Genomic DNA, 17,460 nt, shown 5'->3' on the forward strand with positions numbered 1-17,460 from the left:
TAATATGTAACAGGCCGAATTTAGCGTTTTATGGATATTTTGCCGTACTTATGATAAAAAAGTTACTGCTGTGCTGCCTTATTTTCGCATTTACAGGGGCTTACGCCGAAACCATTAAAACCGATGTATTGGTTATTGGCGGCGGTGCAAGCGGGGTATCTGCCGCCATACAAAGCGCACGCAGCCGCGTAAAAACTATGCTTATAGAACAGGGCGACTGGTTGGGCGGCAGCCTAACCTCGGGCGGCTTTTGCTATGCAGAGGCTAACCGCAACTTCCCTTCGGGTATTTATGGCGAGTTCCGTAAACGGGTAAGAGATGTTTATAAGATGCGCCTCGGGTATGATACCACGTACAACGCCCCGCTGGTATTTGAACCGGCAACAGGCGCGGCTATCCTGAAAAAGCTAACCGATACGGTAAAAAATCTTACCGTTAAACTCCATACAAACTTTACTGACATTAAAAAAGATGGCACCGGTTGGGAAGTGGTGATCGTATCAGACAAACAAAAAACCACCATCAAAGCCAAAGTATTAATTGACGCTACGGAACTGGGCGATGTGGTGAGTAAAATAGAGGTGCTGATGACAGCCGGCTTTGATAGTCGCGGCGACACTAAAGAGGCCCTTGCCCCACAAAACGCCACCAACCAGATACAGGACATCAGCTACCTGGCTGTTTTGAAAGATTTCGGCCACAATACCAACCATACCATTCCGCAACCTGATGGGTACGACCCATCCAAATATAGCTGCCTTCAAAAAGCCGATATCAGAAAGCTGCTTGACGCCGCTAAACTACCAAATGATAAATACTTAATTAACTGGGATGGATGCGCCAGCCAGTATTCTGTTACCAGCGAGGACCTGCAACCTGAACACCGTGCGGAAACCTTTCGCAAGGCAAGGCTGCACACGCTTGGGCTTATCTATTACCTGCAAACTGTTCTCGGTTATAAAAACCTGGGTTTCGCCGATGACTTTAACACGCCTGACCACCTGCCCTACATACCTTATATCAGGGAGAACCGCCGCGCCGCGGGCCTGGTGCGCATGGTAGTAGATGATATTTACACACCTTACAGCCGCGGCTCGCAGCTTTACCGCACGGCCATAGCCATTAGCGACGCGCTGCCCGGTCAGCACTACAGCGAGGCAGGGGTGCCGCATATTAACTACCCGCCTTTCCCGGCATTTTCGATACCGCTGGGGGCCATTGTTGTAAAAGATCAGGACAATTTACTGGTGACCGAAAAAGCGCTATCAGTTACTCACCTGGTAAACGGCGCGGTAACCGACCCTGCCGTACAAATGACATTGGGGCAGGGCGCCGGCGCAACAGCAGCGTTTTGCGCTTTTTTTAAAACTACCACGGAAAACCTGATGCCGCGTATAATACAGGGCGAGATACTTGATTTCGGGGGCTACCTGATGCCTTTTGCTGATATTAAACAAACCGACCCTGCATGGCGCGCCATACAGCAGATTGGTGCTACCGGTATGCTGAAAGGTGTTCAGCGCCCCAATGGTGATAAAGCTGATGTGCTGTTCATGCCTGACAACACAGTAACCACAGCCGAAATAAAACCTTACCTGGAAGAGATCTATTCGCGGTCGTTCATATGGTTTAACCAGGAAAAGCCGGGAGAGCTGTTTACCATAGCAAACATCATCTCCTACATCAGCAATATGACCCTTCGCGACCCTAAAAACCTGCAGGACGCCCTCCAAAAAAGCTGGAAGACCTATTACCACTTTCCAACTGAGTTTAAAACTGACCGGCCCATTACCCGGCGAGAGTTCGCCGTTTTGGCCAACCGCTTTTTCAACCCTTTCGCCCGTAAGGTAGATATCAGCGGAAAAATGGTGAACTAAACACGGCCGTTATTGTATTTATATATATTTGAGCAAACACCAACTTTATGAGAATTGCCACCTATAACGTTAATGGCGTAAATGGCCGCCTGCCCGTATTGCTGCGCTGGTTGCAGGAAAAACAACCGGATATTGTATGCCTGCAGGAATTGAAAGCCCCACAGGAAAAATTTCCTGAAGAGGCTATTAACGATGCGGGGTACAACGCTATCTGGCATGGCCAAAAAAGCTGGAACGGGGTGGCTATACTTTCAAGGGGACTGGAAATAAAGGAAACCCGCCGTGGACTGCCCGGCGACCCTGAAGATCTGCACAGCCGCTACATTGAAGCAGAAGTAGGCGGAATTACTATAGGCGGGCTCTATCTGCCCAATGGCAACCCGGCGCCCGGGCCAAAATTCGATTATAAACTGGCCTGGTTTGAAAGGCTCACCTACCATGCGGCTGATCTGCTCAAAGCCGGTAAGCCCACCATACTTACGGGTGACTACAATGTAATGCCTACTGAAAAAGATGTTTATAAGCCTGAGCGCTGGGTAGAGGACGCGCTCTTCAGGCCGGAAACACGCGCGGCTTTCAAAAAACTGGTTGACCAGGGCTGGACGGATGCACTGCGTAAATTATATCCGGACGAAACCATTTATACCTTCTGGGATTACTTCCGCAATGCATTTGGCCGTAATGCCGGCCTGCGTATAGATCATTTTCTGCTAAGCCCCGGACTGGATACCCGGCTAAAAGCCGCCGGGGTTGACAAACAGGTACGCGGCTGGGAAAAAACCAGCGACCATGCCCCTGTATGGATAACTTTAGATGCTGAGTAGTATCTCTATAAATAAGGATAAATATTTTTACACTCCCGCTGGTTAATTACTTCGGCTTCAAACTTTTTCCAGTCGGCATCTTTAATACCGGCATCTTTTACAATGGTTAGCAAATAATTGTAATTGGTTTCCATACCCGGCTTTTGCAGTGCCTTACGGCAAAATTGTTCAACGGCACCGGGACCAAAACGCTTTTCCATGGCCAATAAAATTAATGGCCCGTAGATGTATCGGTAGCCTTCGCCAAGGTTATCCGGGTTTACAATGGTGGGCAAAGGCTTAATTTTCCAGTCTTTTACCTGCGCTTTAGCCTTGCTGATGTAATTACGCAAAAAAACTTCGCCGTATTTTTTTTGCCCTGCCTTTATAGAAAGGAACTCGGCCATGCTCTCCAGGAAAAACCATTTTAAAGTACTATTGGGCTGTAGCAGGTGGCCAAAGTAATAATGCCCCATTTCGTGGGCATAAAAGGTATAGTTAGACGTATCTTTAAACGTACCCTTCTGCATATCCAGCTGCGATTTAAATGTTTCACCCGCTACCGCGATAGTAGGGAAAGTAACAAAGCCCCAATTACCCGATGGCCCGTAAGTTTCTACCGCCTTGTGCTGCAACAGGGTTACCTTATCGCCATATGGTGCACTTAAGTACGCTTTGTAAAAATTGGTTATGAAGGCGATGTTATCATTAAACACCTTTGCTTCGGCAGGTGAAAGGTCGGCATTGAGAAAAGTGCTGTTATCTAATACTTGCGCCTTGTAATTTCCAGCAAATAGTAAAAGCTGCCTTGGCACAGCAGATACGAACCTGGCAGCGGGACCAGACTGCGGCCGCGAACCATTTATGTAAATGGTTTGGCAATCCTTACATTCCACATCAATATCATAGGTTACATCCAGCAGCTCTTTATCATTTTTTACATCATAAATTACCGGGTACCACTTACTCTGCTCAGCAGCGCGTAGTGTTTTGCCGTTAAGCGCTATCATCCCTTTAAAATCAAAAGAATTGAGCGTATCTGTATATATCGGGAAAGCACCTGTGTAACTGATAGACAATTTTTGAGGCAACGAGAGCGTATCATTATCAGCCACGGGGTAATACGCGGCTGCTTCTCCTATCAATTTATCATTATAAAAGCCGCTATACTGCAAAACTTTGCCGCTATCGTTTTTCAGCAGCCCGATGTTCAAACCTCTGTTCAGCAATATTTTGTACTGCTTACCCAGGCCGGGAAGCTTAGATAGCTGAAAATCGCCCTTTATAAGCCCATCTGAAAAACTGATCTCCAGTTTACCGGATACGTGTGGTGCTTGCTGCTGCCCGCTTACCCGGCAAACATTCAACATCAATATAAATAACGCCCAATAGAAATGCTTCATAACCATAAGTTGATCAATTGAGTACAAGACGTCCAATGCATATACGACGTTACTCCTGAGCGCCACATTAATCTATCTTCTTAAAGTCATATGGATCTTGCTCTACAAAATCGGCTACCTTAACGCGTATACCGGTTACCTTGCCATCCTTTACAAAAAACGGGAACACGGCTTTGCCAAAAGTTGGGTCGGAAAATGTTACCTGGAAGCGGTTACCTCCAAGAGGCAGCAACTTAGCGTACATTTTAGGGTGATGCTCAAAGCGGGCTTCCAATTGGTTACCTTCTTCGCCACGCTCAATGGTCATATTGCCATACAGGTCATTATAGTATTTACCGGTATATTTATTTATGGATAGCTGAGGCTTTAAGTTCATCAGGGTACTATCGCGCATTTGTTTGTCAATAGCCCGAAACGTCGCTGTAGTCTTTTTGAAATTGGCCAGGTAAACATCATTATAATGATAATTTTTATTGCCCAGGTAGGCGTCAATGATATCACGTCGCAGTGTTTCAAAAAATTCGTTATGATCAGTATTAGTTAATATCACTATCCCCAGCTTTTCAGAAGGCAGCAGTGTAACGGACGACACATAGCCGCTTACCCCGCCGGTATGCTGCACAATGCGCTTTCCACAGTAATCTTCCAGGAACCATCCCAGTCCGTAAATTTCAAAACCACTGTCGCCATTTAAATAATGGGTATTACCTACTACATCCATCGGTTGGCGGGTTGCTGTAATAGCAGCTGCTGGTATCACTTGTTTATTACCTATTTTACCATTATCCAATAAGGCCATTACCCATTTGCTCATGTCGCTAACACTCGAGCTGATGGCACCGGCGGGAGCAAGGCCATCCAACTGCGCGTAGGGTATAGCGGTAAGGCGGCCATCAACCAGGGTATGTGGTACGGTACGGTTGAGTGCTTTGGGCATATCAGCAGTGAGCGCGAGGGTGCTGTTCATACCCAGCGGAGAAAATATGTTTTCCTTTAAATATACCTCCCATTGTTTGCCGGTAGCCCGTGGAATGATCTCTCCCGCAGTAAGAAAAGCCGCGTTGGTGTAACCCCAGGTAGTCCGGAACGGATAGGTAGCCCTCATTTTACCCAGCTTTTCGATGATCTCATGCCTGATGAGGTTACTGTTGTAAAAAGTAAAATCGCCCTGGAAGGTTTTAAAGCCCAGCCTGTGGCACAAGAGATCTTTAATGATCGCCTGTTGCCCCGCTGCACTATTATCTAACTTAAACTCGGGGACATATTTAGTTACGCGGTCATCCAGCGACAGCTTTTTATCGGCTTGTAGCATAGCCAGTGCCGTAGCGGTAAAGGCCTTGGTATTACTACCGATCATAAACAGCGTATTCACATCCACTTTATTTGGCAGGCCCAACTCCTTTATCCCGTAGCCTTTCATGAGCACTACCTTACCATCTTTAACAATGCACACGGCCGCGCCGGGAATGCGCCAGTCGGTTAACGCTTTATTAATATAACTGTCAAGGCTATCGGTAATAAACCTGGAACGGTCTATCTTTTGGGCGTTTACCACAAAAGTTGTGGCCAATAGGCACAGTAGCAAGTGTAATTTTTTCATGAATTTGTGTAGAGAGGCTTTAAAATGCTAATTTAACGCAATTTTTACTGCACAATTATTTATTTTAATTATCACCCACAAATTAACTCTATGAGCATAAAGCTTTATTGTAAAAGATGGTTTGCCATTGCCCTCCTGCTAACCCTTGGCTGGCAGGCGAATGTAAAAGCGCAAGCCATTAACTGGACTAAAGACGGAAGCCAATATTACCGTATAAAAGGCGGCGAAATTTTTAAGGTTGACGCACGCGACGATAGCAAGCAAACCGCCTGGATAACTAAAGACATGCTTACCCCACAAGGTAAATCGCCCATTGGTATACGCCGCTTTACACTATCAGACGATGGGCAGAAGGTGCTGATCAACAACAACACTAAAAAGGTTTGGCGTTATGATACCCGCGGAGATTATTGGGTTTACGACGCTAACAGCAAAAGCCTGGTACAATTGGGCAAAGGCTTACCGGCCTCATCGCTTATGTTTGCCAAATTTTCACCTGATGGCAGCAAGGTAGCTTATGTAAGCGAGCATAACATTTACGTGGAAAACCTGGCTGATAACAGCATAAAGAAACTGACTAACGATGGCACCGACAGGCTGATAAACGGCACTTTTGACTGGGCTTACGAAGAGGAATTCGACTGTCGCGACGGTTTCCGTTGGTCGCCAGATAGCCGTAACATCGCTTACTGGCAGATAGACGCGACCAAGATAAAGAACTACCTGATGCTGAATACAACAGATGCAACCTACCCATTCACCGTTCCGGTAGAATACCCGGTAGCGGGCGAAGACCCAAGCATGTGCCGCATTGGCGTGGTTGATGTAAATACCGCTGCCAGCAAATGGATGGCTGTACCCGGCGACCCCGTTCAGCATTACATTACCCGCATGGAGTTCTCTACCAACCCTAACGAAATTATCCTTGAGCAGCTTAACCGTGCGCAAACAGAAAGCAAAGTATTTATCGGTAACATATCTAACGGCACCACACGTGTAATACACCAGGAAGACGCCAAGGCATGGATCGATGGCAAAGCACGCTGGAACGATGGCAACCCTGTAGGATGGGAGTGGCTTAACAAAGGCAAAGAGTTTTTATGGGTGAGCGAGAAAGATGGCTGGAGGCACATTTACAGAATAACCCGCGAAGGCAAAGAAACCCTGGTAACCAAAGGCAACTATGACATTACCGGCATTAAACTGATCGATGAAGCCAGCGGTTACATTTACTTTACCGCATCGCCAACCAACGCTACACAAAATTACCTGTACCGTATAAAAATAAGCGGTGGTAAAGAGGAACGTTTAAGCCCTGCTGCACAGCCTGGCACCCACCATTATGAGGTAGCGCCCGGAGGCAAACTGGCCATGCACAATTTCTCTAACGCATACACCCGCCCGCAAAGCGAGGTAGTTAGCCTGCCAGATCATCAACACATCAGTGGCGACAATATCAAGCTTGATGCGGATGCCAAGAACAAAACAGAATTCTTTAAAGTAAAAACTGTTGATGGTGTTGAGTTGGATGGCTGGATGAAAAAACCAACCAATTTTGATCCAAGCAAGAAATATCCGGTAGTATTTTACGTATATGGCGAGCCTGCTTCGCAAACCGTAACAGATACTTATGGTGCGGGAATGAACTTCCTTTACACCGGCGATATGGCGGCCGACGGTTATATCTACATATCATTAGAGAACCGTGGCGCACCAGCGCCTAAAGGTACTGCATGGCGCAAAGCTATTTACAAGAACATCGGTATTCTTAACGTTCGCGACCAGGCTATGGGCGCAAAAGAAATTATGAAATGGCCTTATGTGGATAGCACACGCGTAGCGGTTTGGGGCTGGAGCGGTGGTGGCTCATCAACCCTTAACCTAATGTTCCAGTATCCGGATATCTACAAAACAGGTATTGCCATTGCCGCAGTTGGCGACCAGCTAACTTACGATAATATTTACCAGGAGCGTTACATGGGCGTACCAACCAATGAAGAGGGCCGCGAACCATTCATTAAAGGCTCACCCGTTAGCCACGCCAAAAACCTGAGAGGTAACCTGCTTTACATACATGGCACAGGTGATGATAACGTGCATTACAAAAATGCCGAGGAGCTGATAAACGAGTTGGTTAAATACAATAAGCAGTTCCAGCTCATGTCGTACCCTAACCGTACGCACAGCATATCTGAAGGGCCGGGTACAGGTGCACACCTGCGCACTTTATATACCAATTATTTAAAGGAACATTGCCCTCCGGGAGGCAGATAATTGACGCCTTTTATAGCTTACAAATGCCTGCTTTTCGCAAGAAGCAGGCATTTTTTATTTCGCATAAAACACAACGCAAACTTTTATGTTAACATGCAATCATAAGCTCAATTGGCGCTTATCACACTAATTAAAAAATTTGTTTTTTTTGAAAGTTCTTTTTAGTTTCACCTTCTACATTACCCATGCAAAAAACAAACAAGAAGATTATCATTTTTGATGATGATGAGGATATCCTATCTATCTGCACTTACATTCTGGAAGAACAGGGCTGGGAAGTAAATACTTTTACAGACTGTAATGATATTGTAGCAAAGGTGAGCAGCATACAGCCGGATGTAATATTGATGGACAACTGGATACCCGATTCGGGCGGCATTATTGCTACACAAACCTTAAAAAAGGACGAAGAATTAAAGCATATACCGGTAGTATACTTTTCGGCCAACAGCGATATCCAATTACTTGCAGATCACGCCGGCGCCGAAACTTACCTGGCCAAACCCTTTGACCTGGACGAACTGGAGAAAGTGATCAGCGCGGTAATGGTTAGCCATTAACCAGCATCAACCATATTTAACAACAAGGCCCGGAATATTACTCCGGGCCTTGTTGTTATTACCATATCTTAACACGCTTATCTGGGTCTATCCACATTTTATCGCCTTTCTTTACACCAAAGGCTTCGTAAAATTCGGGGACATCACTAAACGGGCCGTTCACCCGTAAAAAGTTAGGGGAGTGCACATCCGTAAGTATCTGGTTTGCCAAAGCTTCCTTTCGGGTATGCCCCAGCCAGCCCAGCGCATAGCCTAAAAAGTAGCGCTGCACAGGAGTTAGCCCGTTTATGGTTTTACCTTCTTTATACTGTTTAGTTTTCTTAAAAGCATCCAAGCCTATTACAATGCCACCCAGGTCGGCAATGTTTTCGCCCAGGGTAGCTTTGCCATTTACGTGCAGGTCGTTTACTTTATAGCCATTAAATTGCTGCACCAGCATTTCGGCACGCTGGGAAAATTTAACCGAGTCCTGCGGCGTCCACCAGGGTTTTAAATTGCCTTTCTCATCAAACTGGCGACCTTCATCATCAAAGCCATGCGTAAGTTCGTGCCCTATGGTTGATGCCGCGCCGTAGCCATACACAACAGCGTCGTCAACCTTATCATCAGGCGTACCCGGTACAGTAAAAATAGCGGCCGGCAATACAATCTCGTTATTAGAAGGATTGTAGTACGCGTTATAGGTTTGCGGTGTCATGCCCCATTCGGTACGGTCAACCGGTTTGCCCAGCTTGCCTGCATTGTACTTATGGTCAAATATGTTGCTATTCATAATATTCTGCACATAGTGCTGCCTGTCTATATCCAGGCCTGAGTAATCTCTCCAATGATCAGGGTAACCCACTTTAGGATACACCTTGGCCAGCTTTTCATACGCCCGCTTTTTGGTGGCATCGCTCATCCAGTCGAGCCTGGCAATATGCTCTTTAAACGAAGCACGTACAGCCTCCACCATATTCTCATACCGCTTTTTGGTAGCTTCAGGAAAGTATTCCTTTACAAATATTTGCCCTAGCACTTCGCCCATTACCCCTTCTTCCACATCCAGTACCCGTTTCCAGCGCGGCAATTGCTCCTTACGGCCGGATATTACCGTACCATAAAACCTGAAACTTTCATTTGCCGCCGCTTTATTCAGATAAGGGCTGTATTCTTCGAGCAGGTTTTTCCGCAGGTAATTCTTCCATTGGTCCAGACTGAATTTGGTGAGCGCCGTATTTACCGCGCGCAGATATTCCGGCTGGCCAACGATCACCGAATCGGCCTTGCTGTAATACATGATATCAAGGGCAGGCTGCCAGTTCACCTGCGGGGCAAGTTTATTTAACCCGGCAAGCGGCATCTTGTTATAGTTATGGTAAGGGTCGCGCAGGTCCTGTAAGGTCCTTGAGCTATCAGCCAAAAACTTTTCCAACGCGTAGGTTTGCGCAGCCGCGACTTTTGCAGCAGCCTCGCCGTTACCAAGAAAAGCAAATAAAGCAGGTAAATGCTTTTGCTGATAATCATTACGTACCGCGGTCGTATGCTCATCGGTTTTGAAGTAATAATCGCGGTTAGGCAGCCCTATACCCGTCTGGTACATTTGCAGCATATTTTTAGCGCTGTTACGCTCATCCTGCCCTACGTAAGCGCCCAGGGGAGTGGTAACACCAAGCGTGCTGAGAGTGGCAAATTCATTCACCAGGCCTTTAACATCTGTTATGGCATTTATCCTGGCCAGTTCTCCCTGCAAAGGCTGCAAGCCTAATTTCTCAATAGTAACGGTATCCATACCGCTGTAGTAAAAATCGCCGATCTTTTGCGTGTTGGTACCTTTGGCGGCATTAGCCTTCATGGCCTCCTCATTTATCTTAAGCATCTTGTTACGCAGGTCCTCCTGCACCAGGTTGGATATGCTCCAGGCCGAATATGCCGCCGGAATAGGGTTATTTTTTATCCATGCACCGTTAGCATACATAAAAAAGTCATCGCCGGGCTTTACACTCTTATCAATATTCTTGATCAGCACATCGTTTTGTGTGTATACCTTCTGCTGATCGGTACAGGCCATTAATACTGTCGCGCTAAAAACGCATACAGAAAGGTATCGTAAGGTGTTTGTTTTTATGGTCATAAATAGCATTTGTATTGAAATAGATACATGAGGTGTACTATAAACAGGAATAATATTGATAAAAGTACACTTCTTTTTACTTAAAATTTAACTTCCTTCATCTGGATCGGAAATTTTTTGAAAAAAATTAAATCACGTGTTTTTACGGGCTTTTCGATAGTTGGTTTTAAAAGTTTAAACACACGGTTATAGTATAATGCACTGATAACGAATAAACAGACTACTTACGCAACCCGGCAAAACTTATAAGAATTATTTTTAACTACGCCAACATCCCCCCTTTACTCCGCTAACCGGAACATCATAACCCAAATTGTGGCTTGGCTTTTGTTTAACACTTCACGGCCTTGCATACATCTTTGAAAAAATATTTCATCTACCTGTGAAAAATTTCTTTGAGTATAAGGGCTTTATCTTGAATTCTCAGGCGCCCAAGTTGAGATGAACATGTTCTTTTATTTTGGGTTTAATCAATAGTTTAAATTAATTAGGGGAAAAGGGAGCTTCAAAAGAGCTCTCTTTTTTTGTTTCAGCCTTTTTGCTATGCATGCATAATACTATATTTACCATATGCAATTTGAATTATCAGAAGAACAAAAAATGATACGCCAGGCGGCGCGTGATTTTGCACAGACCGAACTTAAACCCGGCGTGATAGAGCGCGACGAACACCAGAAGTTCCCGGCCGAACAGATAAAGAAACTGGGCGAGCTGGGTTTTATGGGCATGATGGTGTCGCCGGAGTATGGTGGCAGCGGTATGGATGCCATATCCTACTCCCTGGTAATGGAAGAATTATCAAAAGTTGATGCATCTGCTTCGGTAGTGGTATCGGTAAATAATTCGCTGGTATGCTATGGCTTAGAGAAGTATGGTACCGAAGAACAAAAGCAAAAATACCTGGTGCCATTGGCTACCGGGCAGGTGATCGGGGCGTTTTGCCTGAGCGAACCCGAAGCCGGGTCTGATGCTACATCGCAGCGCACCACCGCCATTGACATGGGCGACCACTACCTGCTTAACGGTACCAAAAACTGGATCACCAATGGCAGCACGGCATCAACCTATATTGTAATGGCCCAAACCGATCCCGAAAAAAAACACAGGGGCATTAACGCGCTTATTGTTGAAAAGGGTATGGAGGGCTTTACCATAGGCCCCAAAGAAAATAAACTGGGTATACGCGGTTCTGATACGCACTCCTTAATGTTTACCGATGTTAAGATCCCCAAAGAGAACCGCATTGGCGACGAAGGTTTCGGCTTTAAATTCGCGATGGCCACGCTGGAAGGCGGCCGCATAGGTATTGCCTCACAAGCCCTGGGGATTGCGGCGGGTGCCTACGAACTGTCGGTGCAGTATGCGAAAGAGCGCCAATCGTTCGGTAAACCATTGGCCGACCATCAGGCCATACAATTTAAACTGGCCGATATGGCTACCGAAATTGACGCTGCACGCCTGCTATGCCACCGTGCAGCCTGGCTTAAAGATAATGGCTTGCCGTATGCGCAGGCGGCATCTATGGCTAAACTCTTCGCTTCTGAAACCGCTATGCGTACCACTATCGAAGCTGTACAGATACATGGTGGCTACGGTTATGTGAAAGAATACCACGTGGAAAGACTGATGCGTGATGCGAAGATCACACAGATTTACGAAGGCACTTCTGAAATTCAGCGTATTGTAATATCGCGCGAAGTATTAAAATAGTTTAACTTGTTTTGCTACTTTTGAAAAAGTATACAAAATTAGTAGTCTATTTTTAACATGATAAAGAAACTGATATCCGGCGCGGCAGTATTGGCCGCGCTAACAACCCATACCCAAGCTCAAAACAGTTTGCAAGAAGGCGTATGGCGTGGCGAACTGAAAACGGCCAGCGCAAAGGTCATCCCTTTTAATTTCGACGTAACCCAGGCGGGCAATAAGCAGGAGATCTACATTATTAACAGCTCCGAACGTTTTAAGGTAACCGATGTAACATCAAAAGGCGATTCGGTTTTCATCAGGATGCCTTTGTTTGATTCTGAGTTCAGGCTGAAACATAGCGGTAAAGAACTAACCGGCCAGTATATTAAACATCTGGCCGATAAGGATGTGCCCATGGAATTTACAGCCACTCCGGCTACATCATGGCGTTTTTTTAAACAGCCTGTAAAAAGCGCGGCTAATGTTAGCGGAAGATGGTCGGCCATTTTTGGCGAAGGCAATTCGCGCGATACAACCGTTGGCGAATTTAAACAAAGCGGCCAAAAAGTAACGGGAACGTTTTTAACGACCACCGGCGATTACCGCTTTTTAGAAGGCACGGTAAGCGGCGACAGCCTCTACCTGTCATGCTTTGATGGCGGCCACGCCTTTTTATTCACCGCAAAAGTGGAGGATAACAATACCCTGAGCGATGGCAAGTTCTTTTCGGGCCTTACCGGTAAAGATGTCTGGACCGCTAAACGCGATGAGAACGCTAAACTGCCCGACGCTTATTCGCTTACCGCATTAAAACCCGGCTATAAGAAACTGGACTTTACCTTTAAGGACCTTGATGGCAAGCCCGTTTCACTATCTGACAACCGCTTTAAGAACAAGGTGATAATTGTACAGATCATGGGCTCCTGGTGCCCCAACTGTATGGACGAAACCGCCTATATGGTTAATTATTACAAGAAATACCAGAAACGTGGTGTAGAGGTAGTGGGCCTGGCCTATGAGCGTACTACAGATTTTGCACGATCACGCAAAAGTGTGCTGCAGATAAAGAATCGTTTTAACGTACCCTACCCGCTTTTGATAACAGGCTACACCAGCAATAAGGAAGAAACCGCCAAAAGCTTACCGATGCTTACTAAAGTTGTAGGCTTCCCTACTACCATTATTATTGATAAAAAAGGTGATGTACGTAAGATACACACCGGCTTTAACGGCCCGGGAACAGGCGAGCATTACACCGAATTCATTACCGAGTTTGAAAAACTGACAGACGACCTGCTGAAAGAAAAATAAAGCTTTAAAGAATGGAATACCCGATAACGGTTAATATGCTTAACCATTATCGGGTATTTTTTATTTATCCGCAGTAAGGAATAGCTCTTTATGCATTGCCGGGATAATTCCTTTTTCCAGCGCGGTATCAAACATAAGGCGGATCGCTTTTTTACCTTCTGCACCTAAGTCGACCGAATACTGGTTCACATAAAGCTCGATGTGTTTATACATCACCTCTTCACTCATTTCCTGCGCATGTGAGCGAATATATTCCAACCCCGATTTAGGGTTGGCGAACGCGAACTCCACCGACTTCCTGATCACCCGGTTTATTTTATACTGCACATCAGCAGGCAAGTTGCGATTAGCCACAATACCACCCAGAGGGATAGCGCAGCCTGTACGCTTTTCCCAGTAATCGCCCAAGTCGATAATTTTTTGCAGGCCCTTATCCTGGTAAGTAAACCTGTTTTCGTGGATAATTAAGCCTACATCAGCCCGTCCGTCAAGCACGGCATTTTCTATGTCAGAAAAAACCAGTTCCTGTTTGTTAGTAGCTTCCGGGAATGCCAGGCTCAATAAGAAATTGGCGGTGGTATACTTACCCGGTATCGCTATTTTAACTTCCTTATCACCATTGTTGAGCCTTTCGCGCAATTGTTCCGCATCGTCTTTACAGATGAGTAATGGCCCAACGCCAAAACCCAGCGCGCTGCCGGCATCAAGCAATACATACTTATCTACGGCGTAAGCAAAAGCATGATAACTGAGCTTGGTAATATCCAGTTCGCCGCGAAAAGCTTTTTGGTTCAGCGTTTCCACATCATCATAAAACACTTCAAAGTCGAGGCCTTCGGTGTCTATTTTATGATGAATAAGCGCGTCAAAAATAAAAGTATCATTAGGGCAGGGCGAAAAGCCGATAGTTAATTTCATAGTATTAAATGTAAGATATACCTAATCCCAACTCACCAAAAACTAAAAAATGCAGTACACCAAAACCAATAAACAAAACACCAAATAATAAGTCTGCCGCTTTTTTAGGTTTTAATCCTATAATTAAAATTATAGTAGCCAAAATTAGCCCGGTTAACGAAAGAACATTCACAAAACCCAGTCCTTCGGAATCATGAATACCGCCACCAAATAATTTAATTCCAATATCAGTGAAAGCAAAAAATAAATATGACAATAATACTTTCTGCCACCTGTTAATGCCTTGTCCATAACCTATCAATGCGGTTGTAGCACAGATTGCGATGGGCATGAGTGACAATCCAGAAGGCGGATACCAATGATCAAGCAATGTGTTAATGATGACTATTGTTACCGATACGGCTACTTTTATTTTGTAATTCAAACCGCGAGCGATTATTAAACAAATATAGTTTTACAAAAACTTTTCAATGTCCGACTCCTGTCATTAAAACTCCAATTCCAGCAACACCGGGCAATGGTCGGAGTGTTTGGCTTCGGGTAATATCATGCAGCGTTTAATTCTCGCTTCCAGTTCTTTGCTGGCCAGCGCGTAATCAATACGCCAGCCCAGGTTTTTGGCGCGGGCATTAGCGCGGAAACTCCACCAGGTATAATTATGCGGCTCCTTGTTCACATGCCTGAAAGTGTCAATAAAGCCCGACTCCAAAAAGTTCTCCATCCACTCCCGCTCCTCCGGCAAAAAGCCAGATGAATTAGCGTTTGATTTTGGGTTATGAATATCAATAGGGCGGTGGCAGATGTTGTAATCGCCGCAGATCACCAGGTTAGGTATACTGGCTTTAAGCAGCGTAAGATATTTACCAAACTCGTCTAAAAACCGAAATTTAAAGGCTTGCCGCTCATCACCGCTTGAGCCGGATGGGAAATAAGCGCTCATGACGGATACCTCATCAAAATCAACCCGTATGCAACGGCCTTCGCGGTCAAAATCGGGTATGCCGCAGCCGTACTCTACATGATTGGGTAATATCTTGCTAAAGATGGCTGTACCACTGTACCCCTTCTTTTCAGCCGGAAACCAAAAATGCTGGTAGCCCAGCGCGTCAACCAAACCCAGGTCGGTCAAAACATCAGGTGTGGCTTTAATTTCCTGTAAACACACCACGTCAGCATCGGTAGCCTGCAGCCAGGCCAGCCAGTTCTTATTAATGGCCGAACGTATGCCATTTACATTATAAGTAACGATCTTCATATCAATATCTAAATATATTTGTCATGATACCTATAGAACCACAATCGCCGCTTTTACAGGTCTCGACAACCTCAGACTAACAAAGTATTATTTCTCTTTTGGCCAGAGCAACTCGTCCATTTGCTTACATTCTTTTTTGCTGAGCAGGGTTACGGTCATCGGCACATCTTCTTCTGGGCGGTCCCTGGTATCGCGTTTAACGGCGGCAACGCGGTCAACCATATCTATACCCATTATCACTTCGCCAAATACGGTGTAATTCTGGTCGAGATGGGGCGCGCCTCCTACTGATGTATAAATATCGCGCTGCCATGCCGGTATCTTACGGCCTTTAAGCCGGGTATTTTCCAGCGTATCCAGTTTGCCCGGGGTAAAACGTTTACCCTCAACAATATAAAACTGGCATCCGCTTGATGCCTTTGCCGGGTTATCTTCCCGGGCCGCGCCCAGTGCGCCGCGCTTATGGAACAAGCTGTCCCTAAACTCGGCAGGTATGGTATATTTAAGGTCGCCGTTACCCAGTTCCTTACCTTTTTGGTTCTTCGTGGTATCGCGCGAGTCGGGGTCGCCGCCCTGGATCATGAAACTCTGTATCACCCGGTGAAACAGCGTGCCGTTATAAAAACCTTCTTTAGTGAGCTTAATAAAGTTATCGCGGTGCTTAGGTGTTTCGTTATATAAACGAATGATCATGCTTCCATAGCTGGTAGTGAGGCGCACATACTGGTTTTTTGGCGGTTTAGCAAAAGCGATAGTACTGATCAGTAAAAGGCAAAGGGTAAAAAGTTTCTTCATATTTACAGGCATTGTTAAAGCTGCCAGTCCAGCTCGGTTTCAAAATAAGTGATCATTAATGATTTTAGCAGCAGTTCCTGCTCCAGCATGGTATAGTTAGGAATCACTTTAACCAGTTTCCAATGCGGCCAGCCATCCTGGTCAAGCCCTTCCAGCTCATAAAAACCCATTTGGCTAAACAGCTTGCAGGTGGCAATATGCATCAATTCCTCCTTTTGCCGCTTACTGAACTTACGCGGCCCCTGCCCAAGCTCCTGCACGCCCACCAGGAATAACATCACCTTCATATCGGGCTTCTCATTATCAAACTCCTCGGCTATCTTGTTCTGTAAAAGCGCCCACTTGGCGTTGATCTCTGCAGGTTTCATAACGGCAAATATACTGAAGCTAAACGGCGCTAAAAGCCATTCTTTATATACGATTAACAATATTGTTACGTTTATGCAACTAAATTGCATCAATATTCATTAGTTTTGCAACGCGATACCATATTGCTGTGAAAAAACACACCTACCATATCATTTGCGCCTGGGCGCTGCTGTTCTGCTTTATTGCAGGGCAGTACATGGTTTATGCACACCAGCATCATGTGAACAAACAATCGCACATGGAAGCTGACGCCGGCGGTAAGCACCACTCATCAAGCCAGGTATTAAAGGAGAAATGCGAAATATGCGACTCTATGCACCATTCTTTTATGGAACTGGTAAAGCCGCAATTTGCTTTTTATAACGCCAATGCCGGCCAGGCGTACCTCTTACAACTCTATCAATTTGAAAGCATCGGCCTGATACTTTCATCCGGAAGAGCCCCACCTTCGCAGGCATAACCTGCTATTGAGTTTTCCTGACACTGCATATTA

15 protein-coding genes are annotated in these 17,460 nt (G+C 45.6%); 7 read left to right on the plus strand and 8 right to left on the minus strand.

Annotated features, from left to right (window positions below; all coding sequences use genetic code 11):
• Positions 1 to 50 precede the first annotated feature (50 nt).
• Together CKK33_RS02865 and xth are read left to right on the plus strand one after the other, a co-directional pair.
• Positions 51 to 1,877, plus strand: coding sequence for an FAD-dependent oxidoreductase (locus CKK33_RS02865; protein ID WP_095702662.1), 1,827 nt, complete (start codon positions 51 to 53; stop codon positions 1,875 to 1,877).
• A gap of 47 nt (positions 1,878 to 1,924) precedes the next feature.
• Complete coding sequence (gene xth / locus CKK33_RS02870; protein WP_095702663.1) at positions 1,925 to 2,701, plus strand: exodeoxyribonuclease III; 777 nt, start codon at positions 1,925 to 1,927, stop codon at positions 2,699 to 2,701.
• Between the two features lie 5 nt (positions 2,702 to 2,706).
• Here xth and CKK33_RS02875 read toward each other — a convergent pair whose 3' ends face one another.
• Positions 2,707 to 4,083, minus strand: a complete 1,377-nt coding sequence (locus CKK33_RS02875) for a M1 family metallopeptidase (RefSeq protein ID WP_143822887.1) — start codon at positions 4,081 to 4,083, stop codon at positions 2,707 to 2,709.
• Positions 4,084 to 4,150: 67 nt separating this feature from the next.
• Entirely contained in the window at positions 4,151 to 5,683 is a 1,533-nt protein-coding gene (locus tag CKK33_RS02880) for a serine hydrolase (protein WP_095702665.1), read from the minus strand.
• A gap of 90 nt (positions 5,684 to 5,773) precedes the next feature.
• Here CKK33_RS02880 and CKK33_RS02885 point away from each other — a divergent pair, with 90 nt between their 5' ends.
• Positions 5,774 to 7,957 carry a DPP IV N-terminal domain-containing protein gene (locus CKK33_RS02885; protein ID WP_095702666.1) on the plus strand — a complete coding sequence of 728 codons (2,184 nt, stop codon included), beginning with the start codon at positions 5,774 to 5,776 and terminating at the stop codon, positions 7,955 to 7,957.
• Between the two features lie 185 nt (positions 7,958 to 8,142).
• Entirely contained in the window at positions 8,143 to 8,517 is a 375-nt protein-coding gene (locus tag CKK33_RS02890; RefSeq protein ID WP_095702667.1) for a response regulator, read from the plus strand.
• A 58-nt stretch (positions 8,518 to 8,575) separates the two neighbouring features.
• Here the strand turns inward: CKK33_RS02890 and CKK33_RS02895 are convergent, their stop codons facing one another.
• Entirely contained in the window at positions 8,576 to 10,630 is a 2,055-nt protein-coding gene (locus tag CKK33_RS02895) for a M13 family metallopeptidase (RefSeq protein ID WP_095705725.1), read from the minus strand.
• A 570-nt stretch (positions 10,631 to 11,200) separates the two neighbouring features.
• Between CKK33_RS02895 and CKK33_RS02900 the strand changes: the two genes are divergently transcribed.
• Positions 11,201 to 12,340 carry an acyl-CoA dehydrogenase gene (locus CKK33_RS02900; protein WP_095702668.1) on the plus strand — a complete coding sequence of 380 codons (1,140 nt, stop codon included), beginning with the start codon at positions 11,201 to 11,203 and terminating at the stop codon, positions 12,338 to 12,340.
• A 57-nt stretch (positions 12,341 to 12,397) separates the two neighbouring features.
• Positions 12,398 to 13,630 (plus strand): peroxiredoxin, encoded by a 1,233-nt coding sequence (locus tag CKK33_RS02905; protein ID WP_095702669.1) that lies wholly within the window; start codon positions 12,398 to 12,400, stop codon positions 13,628 to 13,630.
• A 60-nt stretch (positions 13,631 to 13,690) separates the two neighbouring features.
• On the opposite strand, the gene CKK33_RS02910 is transcribed toward CKK33_RS02905, so the two are convergent.
• The 5 genes from CKK33_RS02910 to CKK33_RS02930 form a co-directional block, all read right to left on the minus strand.
• Positions 13,691 to 14,548, minus strand: coding sequence for a menaquinone biosynthesis family protein (locus tag CKK33_RS02910; RefSeq protein ID WP_095702670.1), 858 nt, complete (start codon positions 14,546 to 14,548; stop codon positions 13,691 to 13,693).
• Positions 14,549 to 14,552: 4 nt separating this feature from the next.
• Complete coding sequence (locus tag CKK33_RS02915; RefSeq protein ID WP_143822888.1) at positions 14,553 to 14,879, minus strand: hypothetical protein; 327 nt, start codon at positions 14,877 to 14,879, stop codon at positions 14,553 to 14,555.
• A 156-nt stretch (positions 14,880 to 15,035) separates the two neighbouring features.
• Positions 15,036 to 15,803: an exodeoxyribonuclease III gene (locus CKK33_RS02920; protein WP_095702672.1), complete on the minus strand. Its 768-nt coding sequence runs from the start codon at positions 15,801 to 15,803 to the stop codon at positions 15,036 to 15,038.
• An 87-nt stretch (positions 15,804 to 15,890) separates the two neighbouring features.
• Entirely contained in the window at positions 15,891 to 16,598 is a 708-nt protein-coding gene (locus CKK33_RS02925; RefSeq protein WP_095705726.1) for a peptidylprolyl isomerase, read from the minus strand.
• A 14-nt stretch (positions 16,599 to 16,612) separates the two neighbouring features.
• On the minus strand, positions 16,613 to 16,966 hold the full coding sequence (locus CKK33_RS02930; protein ID WP_095705727.1) for a hypothetical protein: 354 nt from the start codon (positions 16,964 to 16,966) through the stop codon (positions 16,613 to 16,615).
• 128 nt (positions 16,967 to 17,094) lie between these two features.
• On the opposite strand from CKK33_RS02930, the gene CKK33_RS02935 reads away from it, so the two are divergent.
• Complete coding sequence (locus CKK33_RS02935) at positions 17,095 to 17,427, plus strand: hypothetical protein (RefSeq protein WP_143822889.1); 333 nt, start codon at positions 17,095 to 17,097, stop codon at positions 17,425 to 17,427.
• Positions 17,428 to 17,460: the final 33 nt, after the last annotated feature.

This window comes from Mucilaginibacter sp. MD40 (assembly GCF_002288635.1).
In the GTDB taxonomy this organism is placed as follows: domain Bacteria; phylum Bacteroidota; class Bacteroidia; order Sphingobacteriales; family Sphingobacteriaceae; genus Mucilaginibacter.

Coding starts and splice junctions, on each gene's coding strand:
- CKK33_RS02865 (WP_095702662.1), top strand. CDS start 51: ATGATAAAAAAGTTACTGCTGTGCTGCCTTATTTTCGCATTTACAGGG.
- xth (WP_095702663.1), top strand. CDS start 1,925: ATGAGAATTGCCACCTATAACGTTAATGGCGTAAATGGCCGCCTGCCC.
- CKK33_RS02875 (WP_143822887.1), bottom strand. CDS start 4,083: ATGAAGCATTTCTATTGGGCGTTATTTATATTGATGTTGAATGTTTGC.
- CKK33_RS02880 (WP_095702665.1), bottom strand. CDS start 5,683: ATGAAAAAATTACACTTGCTACTGTGCCTATTGGCCACAACTTTTGTG.
- CKK33_RS02885 (WP_095702666.1), top strand. CDS start 5,774: ATGAGCATAAAGCTTTATTGTAAAAGATGGTTTGCCATTGCCCTCCTG.
- CKK33_RS02890 (WP_095702667.1), top strand. CDS start 8,143: ATGCAAAAAACAAACAAGAAGATTATCATTTTTGATGATGATGAGGAT.
- CKK33_RS02895 (WP_095705725.1), bottom strand. CDS start 10,630: ATGACCATAAAAACAAACACCTTACGATACCTTTCTGTATGCGTTTTT.
- CKK33_RS02900 (WP_095702668.1), top strand. CDS start 11,201: ATGCAATTTGAATTATCAGAAGAACAAAAAATGATACGCCAGGCGGCG.
- CKK33_RS02905 (WP_095702669.1), top strand. CDS start 12,398: ATGATAAAGAAACTGATATCCGGCGCGGCAGTATTGGCCGCGCTAACA.
- CKK33_RS02910 (WP_095702670.1), bottom strand. CDS start 14,548: ATGAAATTAACTATCGGCTTTTCGCCCTGCCCTAATGATACTTTTATT.
- CKK33_RS02915 (WP_143822888.1), bottom strand. CDS start 14,879: ATGCCCATCGCAATCTGTGCTACAACCGCATTGATAGGTTATGGACAA.
- CKK33_RS02920 (WP_095702672.1), bottom strand. CDS start 15,803: ATGAAGATCGTTACTTATAATGTAAATGGCATACGTTCGGCCATTAAT.
- CKK33_RS02925 (WP_095705726.1), bottom strand. CDS start 16,598: ATGAAGAAACTTTTTACCCTTTGCCTTTTACTGATCAGTACTATCGCT.
- CKK33_RS02930 (WP_095705727.1), bottom strand. CDS start 16,966: ATGAAACCTGCAGAGATCAACGCCAAGTGGGCGCTTTTACAGAACAAG.